General features: G+C 68.1%; 18 protein-coding genes and 1 pseudogene. 6 read left to right on the plus strand and 13 right to left on the minus strand.

The annotated features are described in order from the left end of the window. Window positions 1–14: 14 nt before the first annotated feature. The gene (locus tag H5411_RS33625; protein ID WP_168214097.1) at window positions 15–833 is read left to right on the plus strand and encodes a phosphotransferase; all 819 of its coding nucleotides are present in this window, start codon (window positions 15–17) and stop codon (window positions 831–833) included. A gap of 52 nt (window positions 834–885) precedes the next feature. Here the strand turns inward: H5411_RS33625 and H5411_RS33630 are convergent, their stop codons facing one another. The 12 genes from H5411_RS33630 to H5411_RS33685 all read right to left on the minus strand — a co-directional run bounded on the left by H5411_RS33630 (window position 886) and on the right by H5411_RS33685 (window position 9,745). Next, window positions 886–1,521, minus strand: coding sequence for a PIG-L deacetylase family protein (locus H5411_RS33630; protein WP_233520029.1), 636 nt, complete (start codon window positions 1,519–1,521; stop codon window positions 886–888). Then, a complete protein-coding gene (locus tag H5411_RS33635) occupies window positions 1,515–2,369 on the minus strand; it encodes a 5'-3' exonuclease (RefSeq protein ID WP_110341298.1) in 855 nt (284 codons plus the stop codon). Before H5411_RS33635 ends, H5411_RS33630 begins: the two co-directional genes overlap by 7 nt. After that, window positions 2,369–3,508, minus strand: coding sequence for a glycosyltransferase family 4 protein (locus H5411_RS33640; RefSeq protein WP_110341300.1), 1,140 nt, complete (start codon window positions 3,506–3,508; stop codon window positions 2,369–2,371). The genes H5411_RS33635 and H5411_RS33640 overlap by 1 nt, the downstream gene beginning before the upstream one ends. Beyond that, window positions 3,501–4,064, minus strand: coding sequence for a phosphoribosyltransferase (locus H5411_RS33645; RefSeq protein ID WP_110341302.1), 564 nt, complete (start codon window positions 4,062–4,064; stop codon window positions 3,501–3,503). The genes H5411_RS33640 and H5411_RS33645 overlap by 8 nt, the downstream gene beginning before the upstream one ends. After that, on the minus strand, window positions 4,061–5,038 hold the full coding sequence (locus H5411_RS33650; RefSeq protein ID WP_233520030.1) for a radical SAM protein: 978 nt from the start codon (window positions 5,036–5,038) through the stop codon (window positions 4,061–4,063). The genes H5411_RS33645 and H5411_RS33650 overlap by 4 nt, the downstream gene beginning before the upstream one ends. Continuing rightward, a complete protein-coding gene (locus H5411_RS33655; RefSeq protein ID WP_110341306.1) occupies window positions 5,035–6,084 on the minus strand; it encodes a glycosyltransferase family 2 protein in 1,050 nt (349 codons plus the stop codon). Before H5411_RS33655 ends, H5411_RS33650 begins: the two co-directional genes overlap by 4 nt. After that, the gene (locus tag H5411_RS33660; protein WP_110341308.1) at window positions 6,081–6,542 is read right to left on the minus strand and encodes a DUF6884 domain-containing protein; all 462 of its coding nucleotides are present in this window, start codon (window positions 6,540–6,542) and stop codon (window positions 6,081–6,083) included. Before H5411_RS33660 ends, H5411_RS33655 begins: the two co-directional genes overlap by 4 nt. Beyond that, complete coding sequence (locus H5411_RS33665) at window positions 6,539–7,096, minus strand: formylglycine-generating enzyme family protein (protein ID WP_110341310.1); 558 nt, start codon at window positions 7,094–7,096, stop codon at window positions 6,539–6,541. The genes H5411_RS33660 and H5411_RS33665 overlap by 4 nt, the downstream gene beginning before the upstream one ends. Before the next feature lie 5 nt (window positions 7,097–7,101). Next, on the minus strand, window positions 7,102–7,800 hold the full coding sequence (locus H5411_RS33670) for a reverse transcriptase domain-containing protein (RefSeq protein ID WP_246369555.1): 699 nt from the start codon (window positions 7,798–7,800) through the stop codon (window positions 7,102–7,104). Window positions 7,801–8,082: 282 nt separating this feature from the next. After that, entirely contained in the window at window positions 8,083–8,787 is a 705-nt protein-coding gene (gene queC / locus H5411_RS33675) for a 7-cyano-7-deazaguanine synthase QueC (protein ID WP_110341314.1), read from the minus strand. Between the two features lie 2 nt (window positions 8,788–8,789). Further along, window positions 8,790–9,278 (minus strand): hypothetical protein, encoded by a 489-nt coding sequence (locus tag H5411_RS33680; RefSeq protein ID WP_110341316.1) that lies wholly within the window; start codon window positions 9,276–9,278, stop codon window positions 8,790–8,792. Between the two features lie 215 nt (window positions 9,279–9,493). After that, on the minus strand, window positions 9,494–9,745 hold the full coding sequence (locus H5411_RS33685; protein WP_146240081.1) for a hypothetical protein: 252 nt from the start codon (window positions 9,743–9,745) through the stop codon (window positions 9,494–9,496). A gap of 1,005 nt (window positions 9,746–10,750) precedes the next feature. On the opposite strand from H5411_RS33685, the pseudogene H5411_RS48625 reads away from it, so the two are divergent. The 3 genes and pseudogenes from H5411_RS48625 to H5411_RS33695 all read left to right on the plus strand — a co-directional run. Further along, a pseudogene (locus tag H5411_RS48625) lies at window positions 10,751–10,930 on the plus strand (helix-turn-helix transcriptional regulator); the annotation flags it as partial. Between the two features lie 78 nt (window positions 10,931–11,008). Further along, window positions 11,009–11,962 (plus strand): tetratricopeptide repeat protein, encoded by a 954-nt coding sequence (locus H5411_RS33690; RefSeq protein WP_233520040.1) that lies wholly within the window; start codon window positions 11,009–11,011, stop codon window positions 11,960–11,962. Then, window positions 11,959–12,441, plus strand: coding sequence for an NUDIX domain-containing protein (locus H5411_RS33695; protein WP_110341322.1), 483 nt, complete (start codon window positions 11,959–11,961; stop codon window positions 12,439–12,441). The genes H5411_RS33690 and H5411_RS33695 overlap by 4 nt, the downstream gene beginning before the upstream one ends. Window positions 12,442–12,507: 66 nt before the next feature. Here H5411_RS33695 and H5411_RS33700 read toward each other — a convergent pair whose 3' ends face one another. Then, window positions 12,508–13,152 (minus strand): prepilin peptidase, encoded by a 645-nt coding sequence (locus H5411_RS33700; RefSeq protein WP_110341324.1) that lies wholly within the window; start codon window positions 13,150–13,152, stop codon window positions 12,508–12,510. A 517-nt stretch (window positions 13,153–13,669) separates the two neighbouring features. Here H5411_RS33700 and H5411_RS33705 point away from each other — a divergent pair. Then, the gene (locus tag H5411_RS33705; protein ID WP_233520032.1) at window positions 13,670–14,026 is read left to right on the plus strand and encodes a hypothetical protein; all 357 of its coding nucleotides are present in this window, start codon (window positions 13,670–13,672) and stop codon (window positions 14,024–14,026) included. After that, window positions 13,981–15,063 carry a hypothetical protein gene (locus tag H5411_RS33710; RefSeq protein WP_312878672.1) on the plus strand — a complete coding sequence of 361 codons (1,083 nt, stop codon included), beginning with the start codon at window positions 13,981–13,983 and terminating at the stop codon, window positions 15,061–15,063. Before H5411_RS33705 ends, H5411_RS33710 begins: the two co-directional genes overlap by 46 nt. Window positions 15,064–15,094 lie beyond the last annotated feature (31 nt).

The raw sequence follows: 15,094 nt of genomic DNA on the forward strand, positions 1-15,094 counted from the left end.
TGCCACTCGAAGCCGTGCTCCACGAGTGGCGGCTGTGCCCCTTGAGCGGCGGTCGCAACAGCGATGTCTTCCAATGGGGCGAAGTCTGCCTGAAGCTCTACCGCAAGACCGACAAGAACCGCGTGGCTCGGGAATGGCACGGATTGAACCATGTTGCTGGACTTGGTCTCGCTCCGCAGCCACTATGGCGGGACGATCATCCAGACCAACCCGCACTCGGCATGAGCTTCGTTCCCGGCCGACCGATACCCGAGCTGACGAATCCCGAGCTGGTGCTGCCGTGGATTGCCGCCGCCACCGGAGCCATGCAAGCACTGCCGATGGCTGAGCCGTTGGCCTCCTGGCCACGAGTCGATTCGATCACCCACTACATCGCGCGGTTGACCGACATCTGGCCACAGCAGTTGGCCGCCGCCGACGACGCACATACAGGGAAAATGCGGACCTTGCTCGACCGCTGGGAGGCTAGCGGGGATGTCGGCCTTTTGCGTCGCCCCACGCCAGCCGTGTTCTCGCGCGGCGACGCCAACTTGCTGAACTGGCTGTCTGAGAACGAAGGGCTCCACGTCGTCGACTTCGAGTTCAGCGGCTGGAGCGATCGGGCGGTGGACGCTGCAGACCACATCGAGCACATCAGCGCTCGGCAAGTTCCCGACAGCACCTGGCGGACCCTAGAGGACGACTTCGGCGTGAACCGGCAGAACCGGTCAAGGTTCGCTGCCGCCCGACGCACAATCGCCCTGCGATGGCTGGCCGTCCTCTGGCGACGACGCGACGAACGTGAGCCCGAGTTCCTCGCCCAACTCGATCGTGTGTGCGCGCTGTTCTCGTAGTTTCTAAGCGAGGGCGTCCTTACGTGCAGACTGACACCATCGTCCGACGGCGTCACAGGGTCAGCGCGGCGGGAAGACGTCCGAGGACAGGAAGCGGGACGAAGTTCTCGGCGTGGTCGACGCCGATGCGTGCGCCCCACAGCCGGGCCAGGATCTCGGCCATTGGTCCGAAGTGCTCGGTGATGGGCTGGGACGCGTGTGCGGCCAGGGCGCGTTGCTTGGTGACCCAGGTAGTCGTGATGTCGACGGTGGTGTGCGCGGGAACGGGGCCGTCGAGGGTGAGGCTGTTGTAGGTGTCGGTGGTGTAGACCCGGCGGGGGTGTCCCGTGGCGATGACGACCTCGGGAAGGGCTTCCAACACTGCTTCGGCGATGCGCCGGTGGTCAGGGTGTACATCGCGCACCGGGTGGGTGAGGACAACCTCGGGGCCTGTATCCAGCAGCAGCTCGCGCACGGTCCCCGCGGTGGCCTGGTTGATCTGATGAAGCCCGGCGCCGAGTGCGGCGGCCCCGGCGGCGGCCTCGCTGGCGCGGGGCTCGGGGTGACGTGGGACGGCGATGGTGACGTCGGCCCCGGCGGCGACGCAGAGGGCGAGAGTGCCGCCGGCCCAGAGTTCGGCGTCGTCGGGATGGGCCATCACGGTCAACACCGAGGCGGGCGGGATGAACGCGACCAGTGGAATCACCACAGCCCGAGCTTGTCGATGACGTCGGCAGGCTTGGGCAGGCTCCGGCTGCTGCGGCCGGCGGGTAGCAGGGGCAGGGTGACGTCGGTGCGCATTCTGATCAGGTCGCGCCAGCCGAGGACCTGGTCCCAGGCTTCGAGGACGGCCTTGCCCTTGGTGCCGATGAGCCGTCCCGCGTCGGCCAGCTGGTCGAGAGTGAGGCCACCGGCCAGAAGCTTGGCTGCAGTGCCCGCGCCGACCCCGCGCACGCCGGGGATGTTGTCCGCCGGGTCGCCCGTGAGGGCCCGGAAGTCCGCCCACTGGGTCGGCTGAACCTGGTAGCGGTCGAACACAGTGCCGGGCTCGATGTGGCGGCGGCCTCGCTTCATGGCGGTGTTGACCACCCGGACGTGCTCGTCGATGAGCTGGTAGAAGTCACGGTCGCCGGACATGATCCACACTCGGCGCTCGGGGTCGTCGCGGCGGACGCGAGCGACGAGGGATGCGATCACGTCGTCGGCCTCGGCCGTGTCGATCTCGATCCAGGCCAGCTCGTAGGCGGTCAGCGCTTCCTGGACGTGTGGGATGGCGCGGATGGGTTTGAGTGCGGCTTCGTCGAGGACGCGGTTCGCCTTGTAGTCGCTGTCGGTGGCTTGACGTTCGGCCGCGCCGTTCTGGCCGTCGAACACCACGATCACCTCCGGCGGGGAGGTGAACTCCTCGCGGATCGCTACGCGCAGTAGTGCGAAGAAGGCGAACTCGGCAGTCAGCTCGCGTGTCTTGTCGCGGGAGAAGATCGCGGCCGGGAAGCCGAAGGCTCCGCGCCAGAGCAGGTTGTGGCCGTCGACCAGCAGAAGAGGGACGTCATTCATCACCGCACCGCCTTGAGGAAGTCATGGGCGACTGTGGTGGGCAGATAGTCCCGCGAGCGGTAGTACGCAGCCCGTGATAGCGCTGCGTAGCGTACCGGATCGTCGAGGAGGACTTCGGCGGCACCCCACAGCCCGAACTCGCCGTGGGCGCGAGGCACCACGATCCCGCCCGCTCCTTCCCCGGTGCCAATGAGGGTGGGCAGGTTGTCCACGTCGAAGGCGACGACCGGGGTGCCGACGCTCATGGCCTCCAAGGCGACGAGGCCGAAGGTCTCCTTGGTCGAGGGCACGATGACCACGGCGGCGTTGGCGAGCCACGGCTGGACCTGGTCCCAGGGCAGGCCGTCGTCGCGGACGCTGCCCCTGAACAGGTAGGCGGCCGAGTGGGCGCAGCGACGATACTCGGCGGCCTGTGCGCCGGCGGCGTGCTCGAACCCGGCCTCGGCGAGGACGACCTCGACGCCGCGGTCGACGAGGCGGCCGGCGTCGAGCAGAGCGCGGACGTTCTTCTCCGGCCCGAGCCGGGCCAGCACCCGCACTGGCCCGCTCCGCCGCAGCGCCTCGCGCTGGCTGGCATCGGGTGCGCTGTGGTTGCCGAGCAGGGCGTTGGGCACGATCTGCCAGCAGGTGCTGTCGTAGTCCCGGTCGTGGGCATGGCCGAGGACCGTGGTCGACGGCACGATCACCAGGTCGGTGCGTTCCAAGGCCGGTACGAGGTCCTGGTCGTGGCCGACGACGTGCATCGCCAGCACTGTGCGCACTCCGTCGCAAGCTGGGGCGAGGCGTCCGAGTCCCCACAAGGCGTCGACGTACACGGCGATGTCCACGTGATGGCGGCGGTAGAGAGCGCGGAGGTCAGCGGCGATGATTTTGTCTTGGCCGTGGGTGCTGATTGCCTCGCGCAGTTCGTCGTCGCTGGCAGGGAAGGTGACCCCGACCGAGCCGAGCACGACCAGGTCCTCGTCGACCTCGTCCTCGGTCGAGTCGGGCTCGATTGCGGTGATGATCAGGGCCCGGTGTCCGAGCTGGCGCAGTCCGCGGGCGAGGGCGGCGGTCGCGCGTTCCATCCCGGCCGGCGCGTCGGGGGCGTAGGAAGCCAGAACGAATGCGACGGTGACCGGCTTGGTGGCGTCAGGCATGGCTGGTCACCTGCGCGGGGATGGGTATGTCGGTGGTCGGCTGGGCGGGGCGTTTCTCCCAGGGAAAGCTGACCCAGTCCGACACCGTCCACACCGAGTAGTCCGGGCAGGTCTCGGCCCCGGTGTTCAAGCACAACGTCGCGGTGATCACGTGAGCGTCCGGCGCGAGGACCGGGGTGAGGACGTTGCGGACTTTGTGCAGAGTGGCGCCGCTGCCGCAGATGTCGTCGACAACGAGGATGGCGCCGTGGAGCTTGCTGCGGCCGATGCTCCGGCGAAAGGCGTCGACGTCCACGGTGACCTTGCCGGTGGCCTGGCGGTACAGGCCGTCGTCGGCGTTGTGCTGGGCCTGCACGGTTCGGGGTTTCGCACCGAGGCGGCCGGCGAGGATGCGGGCGGGGGCGACGCCGCCGTTGGCGATACCGATGACGTGGTCGACCTTCGGGTGGTCGCGGCTGATGGCGGCGAACAGCAGCAGGCAGGCGTCGCTCAGGGCCTCGGGGGTGACCCGCCAGATGCGCTGGTGCTCGAACACGCGCAGTGCGGTGCGGGTCATGCCGAACCGTCCCGTCCGGTCACGGCCAGGCTGACCGGCCCGGTCAGCGGGTGCAGGGCGGCGATGGCGGTGGTATCCGGCGTGTTGCGCCAGACCTGCCCGTCGGCGCGCACGACGGTGAACCCGGCGGCGTCGGCGCGGGTGCGCAATCGCACCGGGACCGGGGGCGTGCCGAGCGCGCCGATCAGGTCGTGGGCCTCCTCGTCCGGCACTTGTTCGGCGGTGGCGAGCGACGCGCCTTCGCCGAAGGGCAGGTACTGCAGGACGGTCAGGCCGTGGACGCCGAGCCGGTCGGCCAGCTCGACCAGCGCGGGTAGTCCGGCGGCGGTGGAGCGCATGAGCACGGCTTGGATCTGGGTCGGGATGCCATGGGCGAGGGCGGCGCGGATGCCGGAGACGGCCTTGGCGAAGCTGCCCTCGCCGCGCCAGCGATCGTGACGCTCGGGGTTGGGGCCGTCGAGGCTGACCCGGATCGCGTCGACCCGGCGGGCGAGGGCTTCGGCGCGGCGAGGCAGGTGGGTGCCGTTGGTGGTGACGCTGACCGCGCAGCCGCCGTCGACCAGCACATCGAGCAGGGTGGGCAGGTCGCGGATCAACAGCGGTTCGCCGCCGGAGACGTCCACGCCGAGCACCCCGGAAGAAGCGATCCTGGCCGCGACGTCGGCACGTTCGCCGCGGCCGAGCTCCGCGACGGTCTTGTCGTCCAGGCACTGCGGGCAGGCCAGGTTGCAGCGCACGATGGGCGACCAGCACACGCTCACCGGCATTACGTCGCCCAGTTCGCCGGGGTGGACTTCCGGTAGTGCGGTGATGCTCTCGTGGGCCAGGGCGGTGCGTCCGGTGAGGATCGGCTGGCCGGTTCGGTGGGTCATGCCGGTGAGCGGGTCGTAGGCGACACCGCTGCCGCCGCGCGTGCCGCAGCCGACCATCCGGCGCCCCGAGGCACGTCCGATGGTCGTCGTTGTCGTAGTCATGGGCGTACCTCGCAGTGGGTGAGCAGCTCGGACATGGCGGCGATGAAGGTTTCGGAGCGTCCTCGCGGAGCGGGCAGCTCCAGCAGATCGCGGTAGCGGGCGAGGGTGCGCGGCCAGCCGGCGAGCTTGTGTTGCCACTGCTCGGCTGCGTCGGGTGGATCGAGGTGAAAGCCGACGACCTGGCGCAGCGGGATGACCAGCAGCCCGGCGGCGATCAGGCAGGCGCCGAGGTAGGTGTCCTCCATGCCCCACCCAAGGCGGCCGAACTCCGCGTCGAACCCGCCGACGTCCAGCACGGCGGCGCGCGGTACGGCGACCAGCGCGGTGACGACCATGCGGGGCAGGTCCCAGTCGTAGTAGGACTGCCCGTACCCGAGGTCGATGAAGTCGTGGGTGTCGTCGAGCGGGCGGCCGTCGAGCGGCTCGGGCAGCGTGATCCCGCTGTAGGGCAGCGTGGTGTTCGGCGGTGGCCGCCACACGACCCGGTGATCGGCCGCGAGATTCGGGATGCGCGCCAGGATGGCCGCGTCGTGGGAGTGGACCTCGTGGCGCAGGTTGTGGCGGAACCCGACCAGCACGCTGGTATCGGTGGCGCGAGCAGCGATGTCGGTGAGCACGTGTGGGGGAACCACCATGTCGCCGTCGAGGTAGAGCACCGTCTGACCTCGGGCGAGCGCGGTACCGACATTGCGGGCGGTGGCCGCGCCCATCCGCTCCGGCAGCCGCACCAACCGGTCGACCACCCGGTGCCGCGCGGCGACCTGGGCGGTGTCGTCAGCACTGGCATCGTCGACGACGATGACCTCGAACTCGTCCTGGCGATGCTGGGCGTCCAGAGCGTCGAGCACGGTGGGCAGGCTGTAACCGACCTCGTGGGCGGGGATGACCACCGAGACGGTGCGCGAGCGCGCCAGCCAACAGTCCGACGGAGTGGGCTGGTGCCAGCCGATCCCGTCGGCGAGAGCCTCCCAAGCATGAGTGCTGGAGCTGTGGTTGTTGCCGTGCCGCAGCAACTCCTCCCGCAGCGGTACGGAGTTGTCGATCATAGCCAGCCCCAACGGGACAGCACTCGCCTTGCGCCCAACCAATCGGTCGGTTCCGGCAACACCGCCAACTCCAGCGGCGGAACGTGATCGAACAGGCATTCGGCGGCGATCACGTAGAGCGGCTCCAACACCACGAGCACCTGCCGCAGCGTCTTGCCACGCAGGTCGTTGGCGAGGCGCGAGGTCACCCGAGCCCGGAGGGCTTCGGCCTCGCCGCGGCTACGAAGCTTGTGGTCGTACGTGCCGACCAGGTCCTCGGGGTGCAGCAGGCCGTGTTCCGCGGACAGGATCCTGATCCGCACCTGGTAGTTGGGGGCCAGGTGTTCGCGCAAGTGAGGCACCAGCGCGCCCTGGTACAGCTCCAGCGCCGGAGTCGGATCGGTGGTAACGAGCTTCTCGCGGCTGCAAGAGACGATGACCAGGCCCTGCTCAGGCTCGATGGCGGCGGCGAACGTCATGGTCGGCGCACCACCCGAAGCCCGATGCCCTCCGAGGCCAGCTCGGCGGGCGCGGCGTTGAGGAACGTTGACCGCGCGTACAGCGGAAGCGAGGCGTAGGACCCGCCACGCAGGACCGCCCCGTTGCCCATCGTCGAGCGAGCGGTCCACTCCCACACGTTGCCCGCTACGTCCAACAGCCCTTCAGGGGTCGCGCCGGCGGGGTGGGTGTCGACCGGACTCGTGGCGTCCAGCCCTGAGCCATTCAGGTTCGCCAGCTCCGGAGTCCACTCCTGATCGCCCCATGGCCAATGTCGGCCCGTGGGCCCGGCCGCCATCCACTCCCATTCCGCCGAGGTCGGCAGCCTGCCGCCCAGAGCGTGCGCGACCTGAACGGCCTGGTCGTGTTTGAGGCCGGTGACCGGGTGCAGGCTGCGTGTACTGGTGCGTCCGCCGCTCAGTTGGGCGTAGGTGATCGGGGTGCGTGTCCACAGCAAGGTGCCGATCTCGGCAGGTCGGGCGTCATCGCCGAACGCGCAAGTCCCACCGGGCACCTCGATCCACTCGACGTTCACCTCAGTCAGCCCCCGATCAGAAAGAGGTCTTCGACGTTCGCGCGTAGCCGCACTCGGCTCTTGGACTCGTTGGGACGGAGCCCGAACTCGGCGAGCGCGGCATTGATGACCGCGAAGGCGTCTCGTGCTCCTGCCTCATCGGCGGAGAAGACCGCGTAGTTGTCGGCGAACCGCACCACCCGCAATCCGTCCAGCAGCGCATCCGGCCTCGACAGCCGCAGGTTGATCAGCATCGGTGCGAGTCCCGACCCAGCAGCGATTGGATACGGCATCGCGGTCAACGCGGTGCGCATACGGCCGAGGAAGGTGCCGTCATGGACGTGGTGGGCACACCAGTCCACGACCTGGTCGACTGTGACGCCCTCGGACACCGAGGCCACGTCCACGTCAGCCACTGCGCGGAAACCGGCCTCGGCGTGGGCCGCGGCGGCCCGCAGCGCGGTGATGCGGTTGCGGCGAGGTCGGTAACCCGACACCCAGTCGCGCAGCACACGGGCTTCGAGGATCGGTTCGATGGCGTTGCGCAGTGCGCGGTGTACGAGCCGGTCGAGCAGCGTGGGGACGCAGACCACCATCGATTTACCCGTGTAGGTCGGGAACCGCACCTCCCGCAGCGGTCCTGGTCGCCAGGTGCCATCGGCCAGTTGGTCTGCCAGCCGAGGCAGCAGTTCGCCGGAGCGCCGACGCAACTCCGCCAGGGTCATCCGGTCCACGCCGGGCGCCGAGGTGCGCCGACCGCACTGCCTCAAGGCCGTTCGCAGGTGCTTCTCATCCAGCATCGGCATCAGCGAGTGCGCTTGCGGGCCGCGGGGTGGCGGCGCGGCACAGCGGTGCGCTAGCGTCGGCGCTGCTTGGGCGGCAGGCACGCTCCCCCGGTCACTGACGTCAGGCTCGCAACCCAACACGCGCGAGCTGTGACCCGAGGAAAGACGGCCCCGCTCAGGCCCGGCCCCGGAGGCGTCTACGTCCACGGTCGTCACGCCCCTCTACGCGGCCCGGTACACGGTGGGGTCGATGATGTCGTTGCCACGGAAGGCTTCCCGCCGTTCCGTACAGGTTCCGCAAGTGCCGCAGTGGACGTCTTGACCGCGGTAACACGACCACGTTCGCGCGAACGGCACCTCCAGTGCTTCCCCGACTCGTACGACGTCGGTCTTGGACAACGTCAGGAAAGGTGCGAGCACCTGGAAGTCCGGCACGAGTAGGCCCTCGTTGGCGGCCTGCACGCTGCGGGCGAACCGCTCGACGAATTCGGGCCTGCAGTCGGGGTAGATGGCGTGGTCTCCGGCGTGTGCGCCGAACGCCACCGCGTCGGCGCGGACGGAGGTCGCGACCGAGACGGCGATGTCGAGCATGATCGCGTTGCGGTTGGGCACCACCGTGGCCGCCATCGACTCATCGGTGTAGTGCCCGTCCGGTACCGCCACAGAGGTGTCAGTCAGCGCGCATCCGGTCAACAACGTGCCAAGGCTGGTCAAATCGATGATGCGATGTGGACTGTCGAGCAGCCGCGCGATCTCGGCGGCGTGATCGAGTTCGATGCGATGCCGCTGTCCGTAGTCGAACGACAGCAGCGTCAGGCGGGAGTGTCGGGCCGCCAGCCAGTAGGCCAGGACCGTCGAATCCAGTCCGCCGGAGGCGATCACGACGACGTGTTCGGGGTGCCTGTGCTCGGCCTGGGTAGTCGACATGCTCACCATGCCCGCGACAAGGTGCGCCGGACAGCACCGACGACGACTCCCCAGGTCGGCAACTCCAGGCCGGCCTCGGGCCACGCCAGCCAGCGCAGCCCACCTTCAGTGCAACCGAAGGCGGGCAACGGGATCGTCGTATCGGACTCATACCAACCGACCTGTATGGACATCAGGTCGGCGATGGTGGACTCCCGCATGCGCGTACGTGGCTGGGTCAGGAAGATCCAGTCGTCGGGCTTTGTGCCTGGAATGCCGGGCACGACGATGACCGGGGCCGTGAGAATCGCCTGGACGAGTTGATGGTTTACCTGGCCACCGAGCCCGGCCCGCATGACCAGCGCGTCCACGGTGTCACCCAGACGCAGCCGGACTTCGCCGGTCGACGGCTCGATGGTGGTCGGCCAGCTGAGAAACTTGGTGTACTTCGACTGCGAACTTTCGTGAGCCGCTTCACGCTGCTGAACGTCAGCTGCTGTGGCGGTGGACATGGTGTGCTCCTTAATGCAAGGGATGGTGCGGCGGAGCCAGAGCGCCTCAACGGGAAAACTCCAGCTCCGCCGTGATCGAGGAGGCGGTGGTGACACCGCGCGAGATCGCGCTGGACGACAGGCGGCGCGAGGCAGTTCAGGTCAGGCAACGTCAGGCAATGCTCGGAACTGCCTGGGAAGTGCCGAGTGAACGCGACGCCTTGATGTCGGCCACCTCATACGGCTTCGCTTTCTCGAATGAAACCCAGGCCGTGTGTGCCAACGGTCTTCAGCGCGTGCACGAGTACCGGCGACGGATGTTGGTGCGGTTCGCGCCAGTGCCTTCCAACGGGCGGCAACTTGGCAAGTCGGTGCCTGCCAGTAGAAGTCACATCGGAACGGCGGCGCTGCCGGAAGGCGCGGCACAGCAGGCAACTGACCAACACCACGGCGGCGACCGCGGTGATCACCGGGGCCAGCGGGATCATGCAATCTCACCTCGCAGGGCGGGGATCGCAGCGGAACCAGGTATCGGGGTCGTGATTCCGCCGCGACATGGCGGTGAAGCAGGGCGCCCCACGACGGCTGGGGGATGACCGCCGCTGTACTGCTTCACCGTGCTCGCCGTGCCGGTTCCCTCGGAGGCGCCAAGTCCACCGGGGGCCGGGGTGGCGGCCACCTCCTTGGCCTTGGTGAAGGCGGAGCGGAACTGCTCGGCCTCGGCAGCGTCGAGCGAGGCGGCCTCACCCGCAGGCGCCACCACTACGACCTCCGAGCCGCGCACGAGCACCGTCAGGCTCCGAGGGCGGCCGGCGACATCGCGGCACGTCACCGCCCAAGGTCCGCGGTCGTTCATCGTGCGTCACCGCCTCGTGCGGTGGCCCAACTCCGTACCCACACCGGCTGCACGAGGAAACGCGGCACAGCGAGCTTTGTTTGTGGGCATCGCGGAACCGAAAGCTCCGCGAATCGCTGGGAGAGTTTCATCATCTACTCCGATACTCAGCGAGTCCCGATTTACTTATGTCCCGAACTTCTGCTACTCCCATAGCGTCGAGCGTTTAGTCGTTCGCTCGGCGAAGCCGGGCGAACGGTGGGCTCTAACAGCAACGGTGCTGGTAGGACCGCTGCGAACCCGCCAATGCAGCTAAACGTCCGCCGCCCGACACGAACCAGAGCGCGAGCGCGGCGGCGATGGGGCGTGCACGGGGCGGCAGGTGTCGTGACCTGCGGAAATCTCGATCGGGCGTGGTTGTGCCGAACGGGTGAAACCGCGCAATACTCTGGGTACTGGCCGCAGAAATGCGAGACACCACAGGGCGGCCTGTGATAGTTGGCGCCCCTTTTGGGTGGTCGACCAGTGGTCATCGCGCGGTGCTCCGCGGGCAATGAAGATCGACTAGGGTGCAATGGCCTCGCTAGGTAAGCCCGGGCTTGACCTGGGCAAACGGCAGCGGGACGATCCTGGGGCTATCGGTGCGGACGGAGACGGTATGGCTGTGCGGCGACAAAGCCTCGCGGAACGTCGCGAAGCCCTGGGATACACACAGGAGACGCTCGCACAAGAGATGGGGGTCGACCGATCTACGGTTGCCCGCTGGGAGCGCGGCGTCCAATCACCTCAGCCGTGGATGCGGCCTACCCTGGCGAAGGCTCTTCAGCTGACACCTGCCAGCCTGGCCGCAATGCTGGGTGGAAGCGCCCCGGACCGCGCACTCGCTTCGGCAGTTGCTCCGGGAGACGCGGCGCGGTTGAGCGATCTCGACGGCGCGGAAGTCGTCGACAGCATCTTCACGACAGCTCAAGATCTGCAAATCGCCGACCGCCGAATCGGTGGGGGCGCACTGTATCCGTCAGTTGCGCACTACCTAACGCAGCAGATCGGGCCGCAGTTGATGTCACCCTCCCACGGAGTGTCGGTTCCTCGGTTGTTCGCAGCCGCCGCGTCAGTCACCGAGATTGCCGGATGGATGGCACATGACAGCGGGAACGACGCAAACGCGCGAAGGTACTTCGATCGCGCTTTCCGGTTGGCAATGGCAGGAGACGACCGGGCTCTGGCAGCGAACAGCTGCGCCTCGATGGCGCATCTGGCCATCGAGTTGCGGCAGCCCCACGACGCTGTCCGCATCGCCGTCGAAGGGCTCGGGCAAGCCACAGCTGCCTACGGCACCTCGCGTCTCGTCGCCCGACTGCACACAATGCGCGCCCGTGGTCTCGCCCTCATCGGTGACCGCGCCGGGTGCAGTAAGGCGTTGGAGGACGCCGAGAGCATCCTGGACGAAGCGACGGCGGAGCAACCCGCCCAATGGATCGCCGCGTTCGACGAAGCGTCACTCGCAAGCGAAGCCGCGCTGTGCTTCCTGCAACTGGCGGAACTCGATGAAGCCGAGCGCCGTGCCCGCGAGGTCATCCGACTGCGGTCAGGCGATCGGGTCCGAAGCCGGACCTTTGCCCAGCTCACCCTGGCCAACGTTCTGGTGCATGCGGGCCGGGTTGACGAGGCAGCGGCGATCGGCCACGAAGCTTGCAGCACGACCGTCTCATTGAGCTCAGCCAGGGTTGTCCACCAGCTCCGTGCCCTCGGCGGCGTGCTCAGCCTCGCGCCGCGGTCGAGGCAGGTCTCGTCGTTTCTCGCCGCGTTGGCCGGCCTATCCGCCACCTCGGGTGAACACAACGGCGCGGTCTCGTCGTGGCCGGTATGACCGACGACGAGGCACGCTTCGCCTACCTGGCGGAAGGGAACGCCAAGCAGGCACGCAAGCGTGTGGCCGCCGACCTGCTGATCCGTGACGAAGCCGGACGCATCCTGGTGGTAAATCCGACCTACAAGGAGAATTGGGACCTGCCTGGCGGTATGGCGGAAAGCAATGAACCGCCGAGGGCAGCAGGCGAGCGCGAGCTGACCGAGGAACTCGGGCTCACCGTGGTCGCTGGCCGCGTCCTCGTTCTGGACTGGATCGGACCTCACGGGCCGTGGGACGACCAATTGGTGTTCATCTTCGACGGAGGCACGCTGTCTGCCACGCAGGTGGAGACCATCAGCATCTCCGATCCAGAGATCAGCGACTTCGCGTTCGTCGAACTTGCCGAGGCGAAGGCCATGCTGCGGCCCGACATGGCGCAACGACTGGCCCGTGCTCACGATGCCCTCGCCACAGGCGCCACAGACTATTCCGAGTGACACGCCCGGCTCCAGCGCGGGAGAGGCGTTGCCAAGAGGCGGTCGACAGACCGACCGTGGACGACGTCAATTCGTCGGTTGGATGAGCAAGGCGGCGAAGGCACCGATGATCAGGAACGGACCTAGCGGCACGTCACGGCCAGGCTCCGATCGCCGAGCGATACGCAGCACGAGCAGAGCGACGGCAGCGCTGAACCATCCGAACAGCGTGCCGCCCAGAACCGTCGACCAGCCAGCCCACCCGAGGGCAAGGCCCAGAAGGGCACCGAGCCGGAGGTCTCCTCCGCCGAGTTGGCCAGGCTGAAGGAAATAGAGCGCTCCGTAGAACGCGAGGAGCGCGAGCATGCCGGCCGCGGAGCGGATGAGCGGGTACGCGTCGCGGTTGAGGACGGCGGCCAGGCTGAACAGCGCGGCCAGGATGATTCCGCTGGGCCAGATCAGCTTGGTGGGCAGCGTGCGGGAGTTCCAGTCCACCGCGGCGAGCAGAACACCGGCAGCGGCAAGCCAGGAGTAGGCGAACAGGTCAGGTTCCGCGCCGATGCGCCAGGCGAGGACCGAGAACAGGGCGGCGGTGACCACTTCCAGCAGGGTTGGTGGCGCCAGCCGCTCGCCCTTCGCTGGGAGGATCGAGCTCCGTTGGACGGCCATACGCAGGACGCTGGCAAGTGCGAGCCCGACCAGGCCCCAGCCGGCGATGCTGACCGGCGTCACCGTGGATCTCGTGCCGCTCGCCGGTTCGCACGAGTGACGGAGTTTGCCAACGATCTACCCCCTGTAGCCCCCTGATTACGGCCTTCCGGTGTAGCGAACCTACTACTCAGCGCCATTTGGACACGCTGTCATTAGCCCATTCGGGTGAATTTTGCCCTGTTTTTGCTGTTCCGACACTTGTGTCCCTTCATAGGGACATTGCGGTCTCCTAGGGGGCGCCAGGTAGACGTGAGGAGTACCACACTAGATCGAAAGGAATTTTCGCAGATCCGAGGGGGTGCACGTGGTCGGGGGCAACGTACACGGCCGCAACGGCCGGCGCAGGGTGGGACTGGCAGTAGTTGGACTCGCGGCGCTGACGTTCGCGGCCTGTAGTTCGAACTCGTCTTCGACGCCTGGGGGCACGACTGGGGCGGCAACGCCGCCATCGACGACCAGCGCTCCGCCGTCGTCGGCTTCTCCGGCGGACACGGCACGTCAGCAGGCGACGGCTGCCTACACGGGCATGTGGCGGCAGATGGCCAAGGCCGGTGAAACCGCCGACTGGCAGTCGCCTGAGCTCGCGAAGTACGCGACCGGCGACGCGCTCGGGGTGATCAACCGCAGCCTGTACACGGACCATCTCAACGGTGTCGTGACGAAGGGCGAGCCGAAGACGAACCCCCAGGTGTCCAAGGTGGATCCGCCGGACAACCCGACCACGGTCATGATCTCGGACTGCGGAGATGACAGCGGCTGGCTGAAGTACAAGAACGGCCAGTTGGTCAACGACACACCGGGCGGGCGACGCTCGATCACCGCGGAAGTCAAGAAGCAGCAGGACGGCACGTGGAGGGTCACCCGCTTCGCAGTAGAGGCGGTGGGCTCGTGTTGAAACGTTTAGGAGTCGTTGCCGGCCTGTCTGCGGCCGTGCTCGTGGCGACCGCGGTACCCGCGTTCGCGGACGGCGGCTGGGGATTCACCGACTGCAGCCAGTACCCCAACCCTGGTTGCGAGCTCGGCGCAGGCAAGAACCCTCGGCCTGGAACCGGAAACCAGGGCAACGGAAACGGCAAGCCCAGCAACCCTGGCCAGACCAATCCCGGCACGGGGCAGGCCAACGCCAACGGCGACACGATCATCGGCGGCAACAACAATCTGGCCCAGTGCGGCTATGAACGCAGTGACTATCAGGGCCCGCCACCGGGAGGCGCGCAGCCGGCGGCCTTCCACGTGCCGCCCAAGTCGGGTGCGGTCACCGCGGTGCCCGCGGTGTACCGGCCGCAGAGCGCGCCGGCCACCGCGCAGTTCGCGGTCGCGCAGCCGCGGTTCGCGCAGGCCCAACCGCCGTCCGGCGCTTGGTACGTCTACAAGTGCACCGGGCCCGGCTTCGCGGATGCGCTGTACCGGCCGCCGGTGTGGATCACGGACGGCCAGCCCGGCCCGGTGCCGTTGCCGTCGCCGGCTGAGCTCGCGGCGCAGGCGCGGAACCAGCTGCGGCTTCCTACTCCGAAGATCAAGGCGAACCCGGCTGGCGACCAGTTGGTCAGCCTGCCGACGTGGTTGTGGCTGGACCGCAGCAGTTGGGGTGACGTTTCGGCCACCGCGTCGGTGCCGGGCGTGTCGGTGACTGCGGTCGCGAGGCCGACCTCGGTGACGTGGTCGATGGGTGATGGCGGCTCGGTGACCTGTACCGGCCCTGGCTCGCCGTTCCCTGCCGGTGGTGATCCGAAGAGCGCCTCGCCGGATTGCGGCTACACCTACAAGACGTCTTCAGCCGGGCAGCGCGCGGACGCGTTCCCGGTGACCGCCACGGTGAATTGGACCGTGACGTGGTCGGGCGCGGGCCAGGGCGGCACGTTCCCGAACATGACGACCTCGGCCTCGGTGGCGTTCCGCGTGGCGGAGAGCCAGGGAATCGCGACCGGCTGAGCGAAGCCTCCCGCCTCATGAGGGCGGGCGT

Source organism: Amycolatopsis echigonensis, assembly GCF_014174495.1.
In the GTDB taxonomy this organism is placed as follows: domain Bacteria; phylum Actinomycetota; class Actinomycetes; order Mycobacteriales; family Pseudonocardiaceae; genus Amycolatopsis; species Amycolatopsis echigonensis.